The following is a 7,534-nucleotide window of genomic DNA, read 5'->3' as shown; positions in this document are numbered from 1 at the left end:
AGGCATCGATAGTAACAAAACATCCAGAAAAAACAGAAAAATACAAAGTAACCCCCTCTCAGAGGCCAGGAATCGCGGGGACTGTAGAGATTTATGTCCGTTTACGAGGGAAAATCCCCAGTACCCCCATGAGTGAAAAAAGCTTACCTTTGTCGGCTGCATTGTTGTCGATTTGCGGGATGGCAAACTGCCCCGCGGCGCCCTCTTCTCTATGGGTGCCTTTGAAGCTTGTGGCGTTACCCATGTGATCTTTTAATTGGCTGATGCTGCCACGAATATCTGATAAATTGAGCTGCTGCGCTGAGAGGGCTTTTTCTAGATGGGCGTAGGTTTGAGGTTTCCCGTCGCTATTGGCCTGATCGCGCCGAGTGGAAAGAGTTGAGCTTACTGCGTCTTCTTGGGGAGTGTCGTTGGATTTCAGCCGCTGGTCGGACTGGGCTCTGTTCGATTGACTGCCCTCTTCCTTTGCGACGGCGGTTCTGGATTGAATTGTGTTTTGGAAGTTTCCCACCGAATGTAGTGAATGAATGCTACTCACCAGCCCACTCCTTGCGCGGTCGTTTGGTATTACGCGATAAAAAGGTGTCGGCTGAGCAGCGCTTAACTTGAGTTTTTCTTTGTAATGGGGGGCTGGGGACATTCCGTCGTGAAGTGACACTGTATCCAGCTACCGGAAACGGTCCTTGGCGGCAGGTATAACCTGGCCAATCGAACCAGGACTGAGTGAGCGCGATCTCGGATCTTCGACTTTTCCCCAGTCAATCGCTCACAGGCCAGCGTCGATTTGTTGAGCCCGACTTCCCTCACGCTCACCAAGAACTCAAGCGCAAATACGTTATCAAACACCTACTGTGGCAGGAGTACAGCCAGCAGTATCCAGATGATGCTTACAGCTATGCGCATTCTGCCATCGCTACCTCGAGTGACTAGGTTGCAAGCAGCGCAGCATGCGACAGATTCACCGTGCCGGTGAGAAGCTGTTTGTGGATTACTGTGGGTCAACTATGCCGGTCGCTAATCCAGATACAGGCGAGGAGCGTCAGGCCCAGATGTTTGGCGCCGTGCTGGGGCTTCAAACTTTACCTTCGCCTGCGCAAGCTGGAGTCAGAAAGAGGACTGGCTGAATGCGCACGTATAGTGCCCGATAACTTAAACAGCGCGGTGCGTAAAACTCATCGCTACGAGCCGGATGTTAACCCTGCCTATCAGCAGCTGGCGGCGCACTATAGTGTCGCTGTGGTGCCTGCTCGGCCTTACAAACCGAAAGAAAAATCCAAGGCTGAAGAAGGTAAAGGTGTCTATGTACTGATGAGTGGCTTGTCCCGTGAGCACCTATCTGTGGGTGCCTAAGGCATTACTAGCGCCAAGGCCACTCCTAATAAAACTGTCGAGTATTCTCAGGAAAGAAAGGCCTTTGGTAAACAAGTGCGCAACGCTCAAAGAGCTTAGGTTAACCTCAGCAATCTAAATGTTGCACAACAATAAAGCTCTAAATACTTGCGTTGATCGGTACTTTCTTCGGATTGACTTTATTTGCTACCCACAAAAAACCGCAACCAAACAACAGATAGCCAACGGCAAGGATGTACCCCGCGTTATTAAGAATACCTTCTGAGATAGCGGCGAAGCAGATACCAGACGCTATAAATTCTCCCAGAGCATACAAACACGCTGACGATGACAAAATATCGCGTTCAGTCGTAATCAGCCAGAAACGTATGCCCGCCCCCAAATAAACTCCGCCAAGAATTTGAGCGATGACTTGCCCACCAGATTCCAACTCGAGACCGTAAAGAGATAACACGAGATTAGCATCCCAAATAAAAAACATCGCAAATAACAACGTAATCACTGACTTCGGTTTGAAAAAAATAGAAACAGACATGAACAAATCCTGGCTTGTATATAGACAGTGGGGGCGACGCCCCCAAAAAATGGATAAGGAATTCCAGCTCTGCTGAGTTGAGGAATGATTAGCCTGCTATAGCAGAGGCTATATCACCCATTTCAACATCCGGGCTTGCATCGTAGGCCGCCAGAGTATATTGAACCAAATGCCAAGGCCCAATATTCTCTGATACCGAGCTGCCCCCAAATAGGCCTGTGCCTAACGCTGCGGTTTCTGGCAGATTGGTAGACAGACCTGCACTACCCGTCATACCTGCGGTGTTTACAGCGACTCGACATACGGGAAGCTCTGTGGAAAACTTAGTTATCACCTTGGGATCATTGCTGTGGACAACCGCAGAATGACCTTTACCCATCATGTTGAGCATCTGCATGGCGCTATCAATGGCAACGTCAACTCCGCCTCGCATTCTGTAGAAACCCAGCACCGGGAATAGTTTTTCCTTACTGACAGGCTCATCGTAACCAATATGATCCAGTTCCATCACGATAGAATTGGTATCTGCCGGAATAGATACTCCTGCTTGCTCACCAATCCATTGAGGGCTTTTGCCCAAAGCATCCGGATTATTGACGCCTTCAGGAAACAAAAAGTCTCTCAATTTCTGGTTATCTTCACCATAAACAAACCAGCCACCTGCTGATAGCATCGAATCTTTTAGTTCATCGGCAATATCCGCTTCAGCCAAAACAACCGATTCACAGGTACAGGGCAAGCCATAGTCAAAACTATTACCAGATACAACGTCTGCACCAGCTTTCTCAAGATTTGCAGTCGTATCCACATAAGCGGCCACATTTGCAGCCCCTACTCCAACCGCTGGATTACCTGAACTGTAAGCCGCATTAACCAGCCCTGGACCACCCGTAGCCATAATCAAAGCTGTGCGCGGGTCCTGCATCATCATATTCACTAATGTAATGCTAGGCTCTTCTACAACTTGAATACAGCCTGCCGGCGCCCCTGCTTTTTCAGCAACTTCTGCCAGAAAGTTAGCAGCATGGGTACAGCATTTTTTTGCTGCCGGGTGTGGACACAAGATGACGGCGTTGCGAGCCACCAAGTTGGCGATCACTTTGAAATACACTGTCATCACAGGATTAGTGCAAGGCATTGGCGCAAGTACAACCCCCGCAGATTTTGGAATCTTGATAATCTTTTTATCAAAATCGATTGTGGGTTCCACAAAATCGGCAATGTTATATGTTTCGCGTAATCCCAGAGAGGTTGCCAGATTTTTTACCGTTTTAGCTTCTACATTACCAAAGCCTGTTTCTTTAACAGCCCAGTCAGCGTAAAACTCAGCCTTCTCTGCTGCCGCATCAATAACGGCATTAACAACAGCTTCGGTTTGTTGAAGATTAAATTTACTGTAGCTTTGTGCGGCCCTTTCAGCCACATCGTACAGTTGATCCAGTTGTTTCTGAAGATCGTTATCGGTACTCATAGTGCACCTTCCATATACTTGTCTATGTAGATAATTCTATTCTGAATTTAGAGTAGAATTCATTATCGATACCCACTGCATAAGCGGGTATGTGAAATACTGGGGACGCTAAAAAGATGCGCCCCGAAGGACGCAGTAAGCGAGAGAGAGAAAGCTTAATTTAAGCGATAGATAAATTGAGCACTGACCCAACGAGGTTGTTGAACTGCACCTAAGCTCCATCCTAGACCTGTTGGAAAGTGATAAACCTGCTCATCTTCATCAGTGAGATTGCGAACATTTAGCGCAAATTCCCATTGACCATCAGAGGGCCCAAAACCGATACGTGCATTGGCAGTGCCATAGCCATCTACTTCTCCGGATGGCGTATTAAGGGCGTCACTGAAGTAATCATCGGTATAACTGTAATCTACCTGCACTGACAATTCGTTATCACCCAGCATCCAGCCTTTACGAACCAATGCGTTGTAAGTGAAATCACCTGCCATAGGTAAATCGGTATCCACGACCTGACCGCCAGGTAGTGTCATATCTTCAATCTCACCATCCAGAATACTGGCGCCAAGTAAGATATCTAGTCCATCTGCTGGATGCCAAGTCAGCTCCAATTCGGCTCCAGTAACCGTTGCATCTTTGTTATCGATGGTTGGCACAAGATTAAGAAAGCTAAATGCTTGATAATCTTGATAATCGTAGTAAAACACACTCATGTTTAAGCGAGCATTCTCACTCAGTTCGGTTTTCATGCCAGCTTCAAAGCTGTAAAGGGTTTCCTGTTCAAATTCCGAAACACTGCCACCACTAGTAGGTGCGTTAAAACCGCCTCCCTTTATACCTTTCGATACACCGGCGTAAACTAAGGTATCTCCTGTGACAAAGTAATCCAATTGGAACTTACCGGACCAGTCTTCTTCTTTCTGGCTGTCATCAAAATTACTGGTGGTCCAGATCTCATTAATAGTTCCCGTAGTTTCAGCACCGGCGTAAAACTCGCGAGAGGAATAATCAAAATCTTTCTCGTCCTCAGTCCAACGTAATCCTGCCGTCAGTTTCAGATCGTCAGTCAGATCCATTTCCACCTGACCAAACAAAGCTATGGATTGGGTGTCCTGATCAAAATCACTGACTACATCATCGTAGAGTCCAAATGTTTGACCAAAGGTCGCATCGCCATCAATATCCGCTAGTGATGTCAGACCTAACACAGCAAATAGATCATCTAAGTAACCGATTTCACCACGAGTGGTAAATTCAGTTGAGTGATCAATATCCAGGTAATATACGCCCGCCAACCAACGCATGGATTCTGTTTCGCCGTCTAAACGGAACTCCTGACTGAACTGTTGGGTTTCGGAATCAATGATTTGTGCAATTCCGTCGCGAGGAGATGCGTCAGAGTCCTCTGAATACTCAACTTCCCAATCAACATAATTTGTTACAGATGTTAACGTAAAACCATCGAAGTCTTTGGTGTAGATTGCGTTATACGAAGTCAACTCTGGCTCATAAAAACTGGCGCCATCGACTTCAATATCCTCAGGGTCATTACTCGGATCACGGTATCCTGTTGAGTCACCTCCAGCCACACCCAGACCATAGAAATCAATGCCCTGAGTTGGGATTTCCAGGCCGGTAGTCATATCAAAATCACTGGGGTTGTGCCCATAAGCCTGATTTTTCTCACCAGAGCCATAGGATACTGCCAGCTCCAGAAAGCTATCTTCAGAAACATCAATTTCTAGCTTGCCACGTAAAGCATGAGTATCTGATTCTGCTAAATCGTCACCGGCACTATTATTCATCCAGCCATCATTTTTGTCGGTCACCCCCGAAAGGCGCCCTCGAACCCCATCAGTAATGGTGCCACTGATAGCCGCTTCGATACGTTCTTTACCCTCTTCTCCCAAGGTGACATCAACAAAGCCTTCTAGCTCTTCTGTAGGCTTGGCAGTAACATAGTGGATTAAGCCGCCCGTAGCGTTGCGGCCATACAGCGTTCCCTGAGGACCACGCAAGACTTCGATGCGTTCCATATCAAAAATGGAAAAATTACTGGCGGGCAGGATGCTTAAATAGGCCTGATCTATATAAATGGCGTTAGGTGATTCCTGATTAGGATTGAAATCATTTTGGGAAACACCACGGATATTTAGGATATTCGTCATACTCTGCCCTGCATCCGCAAAATTTACCCCGGGGGTTTGAGCAGCAACATCCTTAGCGTTCACTTGGCCAAGTTCACGCATCTGGTCACCGGAAAATGCTGTCACAGAAACACCAACATCTTGGAGGCTTTGCTCACGCTTTTGCGCAGTTACAACAACCTCTTCCAGTGTAAAACCTTGCGACATCGCCGGCGCCGCCCATGATAGGAACGGCGTTAGGGCTGCCGCTAGGGCGGTTTTTTCCAAGACAGGCTTGCTGGCGATAATTTTCTTTGTCAATCGTGAAGATAGATTCATAGTGCTCATAACCTCTGACTCCTCGTCTATTAGACATAAAATCTGTTAGTATTTTTAATCGTTATTATGGTTTTACTGACATCTTTCAGTGAAAGCTGGTGAATCTATATTATCTACTCACCCAGCTCCATTCTTGACCTATTGGCTCATCTATTTTGCTTTTCAGCCCAAAATGGTACCCAGGCAGGCGGAAATAAGAAATTGCGTGTGTTCAATGAAGATAAGAGTAGGACACTCTTATCGCTAGTACAAAATATGACCGAGCCTAAGGCTAGTGACTAGTAAGCTGAAAATAACCAGAAGAATTATTAGACGGAAATATTATAGGCCATAGCAAACATTTATCTCGCGTTTGCTACAGCACGGTTAAATAAGGATTTTAAAATTGTATTTTCTTGCGGTACTCACGAGGACTCATCCCTGCCAATCGCTTAAAAGCGCGATCAAACGCGGCAGATTCAGAATATCCCAACTGCAGTGCTATAGCGCTAATCGGTAGACGAGTATCTTTTAATGCCTGTTTGGCCAGGCTATCAATTAACTCATCACGGATCTCACGAAAGCTCATATTTAACTCAGATAAACGTCGCTTTAAGGAACTAAGCGACATTCCCATTCTCCGAGCCAAAATATCAGCGTTAAACCTGTCCTCACTTAATCCCTGCATAATCATCAGTCGCACGCGATGATAGAAGTCATCACCTTTAACCCAGGCCTGAACTAACTGATCTGCTTGCACTTTTATAATTTTTAATAGCTCTGTATCACTATCATTTATCGGTATATCAAGAAGTGTGCTATCAATCGTGAAGGAGTTTGTTTTTTGGGAAAAGAGAATCTTATCGCCATAAACTCGCGTTAGCTCATCGGTTTTTGACGGTTGACCATAACTTAAACTAACAGAATCCGGACTCCAATGATCCCCTATAGCATTGCGAACCGCTTTGATATAAGTCCCCAGAGACCAGTCAATGTCATGCCTTGGAGGATTCTTGGTAGGCTTAATAATACGATACTCAAAAATACTATTGTCTGCGTCTTTATGAAGATAGACTTTCGATGTATGAAAGAGAATATTAAAGTAATGGGAAGCGAACTCCAGCAACTCTCCCAATGTATGGGCATTGAGTAATAAATATCCGTATAGACCGATATCATTAAGGTTCATATTCTCGCCTAAATGAACACCTAAATCCGGATCATCTATCTGTTTTTCACTTTCAGAAAATAACTCCAGAGCAAGATCAACTGGCACATCCTCCTCCTGATGAGAAAGAAACTCACCCACCAGATCACCGGCATCCCGACACAATAGATCAATACTAACCCCCGTGCGAGATAGTAGCCTTAAAACCCATGATTCTGCTATATTCATAACCGATCTCTACTTGTTTTACCCACTTAAGACACCGCTAATTCTTCATTAAAAGATAGATGGCCTGACCTAAAATATCAATTCAGCGAACCAATATGTCAAGCTTTTTCAGAGTTATCTGGTTAATGTGTCTACATCACACACCATTATTTGTCAGGCGGTAGCGTTATGGCCAAAGCTAATAGATATTCACATCTCACATCAGCACTGACAGTGATCCTGCCCACCAATGATGGACACCCTGCTAAGCGAGTAAGCTACGCTACAGAGGTGAACCATGACAGAAAAGGCAGGAAAGAAGAAAGCAACCCGAAGGCAGCACCCTCCCGAATTCCGGCGTG

General features: G+C 45.8%; 7 protein-coding genes. 2 read left to right on the top strand and 5 right to left on the bottom strand.

The genetic code is table 11. The features are described from left to right. Window positions 1-91: 91 nt before the first annotated feature. A complete protein-coding gene (locus tag KOI40_RS18175; protein ID WP_216098964.1) occupies window positions 92-538 on the bottom strand; it encodes a hypothetical protein in 447 nt (148 codons plus the stop codon). A 185-nt stretch (window positions 539-723) separates the two neighbouring features. Here KOI40_RS18175 and KOI40_RS18170 point away from each other — a divergent pair, with 185 nt between their 5' ends. Beyond that, complete coding sequence (locus tag KOI40_RS18170; protein ID WP_216098963.1) at window positions 724-930, top strand: hypothetical protein; 207 nt, start codon at window positions 724-726, stop codon at window positions 928-930. 207 nt (window positions 931-1,137) lie between these two features. Beyond that, a complete protein-coding gene (locus tag KOI40_RS18165; RefSeq protein ID WP_216098962.1) occupies window positions 1,138-1,350 on the top strand; it encodes a hypothetical protein in 213 nt (70 codons plus the stop codon). Between the two features lie 139 nt (window positions 1,351-1,489). Here KOI40_RS18165 and KOI40_RS18160 read toward each other — a convergent pair whose 3' ends face one another. The 4 genes from KOI40_RS18160 to KOI40_RS18145 form a co-directional block, all read right to left on the bottom strand. Continuing rightward, window positions 1,490-1,885: a hypothetical protein gene (locus KOI40_RS18160; protein WP_216098961.1), complete on the bottom strand. Its 396-nt coding sequence runs from the start codon at window positions 1,883-1,885 to the stop codon at window positions 1,490-1,492. A gap of 88 nt (window positions 1,886-1,973) precedes the next feature. After that, window positions 1,974-3,356: an aldehyde dehydrogenase family protein gene (locus KOI40_RS18155; RefSeq protein WP_216098960.1), complete on the bottom strand. Its 1,383-nt coding sequence runs from the start codon at window positions 3,354-3,356 to the stop codon at window positions 1,974-1,976. Window positions 3,357-3,511: 155 nt separating this feature from the next. After that, window positions 3,512-5,827, bottom strand: coding sequence for a TonB-dependent receptor (locus tag KOI40_RS18150; RefSeq protein ID WP_216098959.1), 2,316 nt, complete (start codon window positions 5,825-5,827; stop codon window positions 3,512-3,514). A gap of 370 nt (window positions 5,828-6,197) precedes the next feature. Beyond that, window positions 6,198-7,193, bottom strand: a complete 996-nt coding sequence (locus KOI40_RS18145) for an AraC family transcriptional regulator (RefSeq protein ID WP_216098958.1) — start codon at window positions 7,191-7,193, stop codon at window positions 6,198-6,200. Window positions 7,194-7,534: the final 341 nt, after the last annotated feature.

Origin of the sequence: Pseudomaricurvus albidus, from assembly GCF_018863235.1 — a bacterium.
Lineage (GTDB): Bacteria > Pseudomonadota > Gammaproteobacteria > Pseudomonadales > Cellvibrionaceae > Pseudomaricurvus > Pseudomaricurvus albidus.
This window is presented reverse-complemented; position numbering and strand designations above follow the sequence as displayed.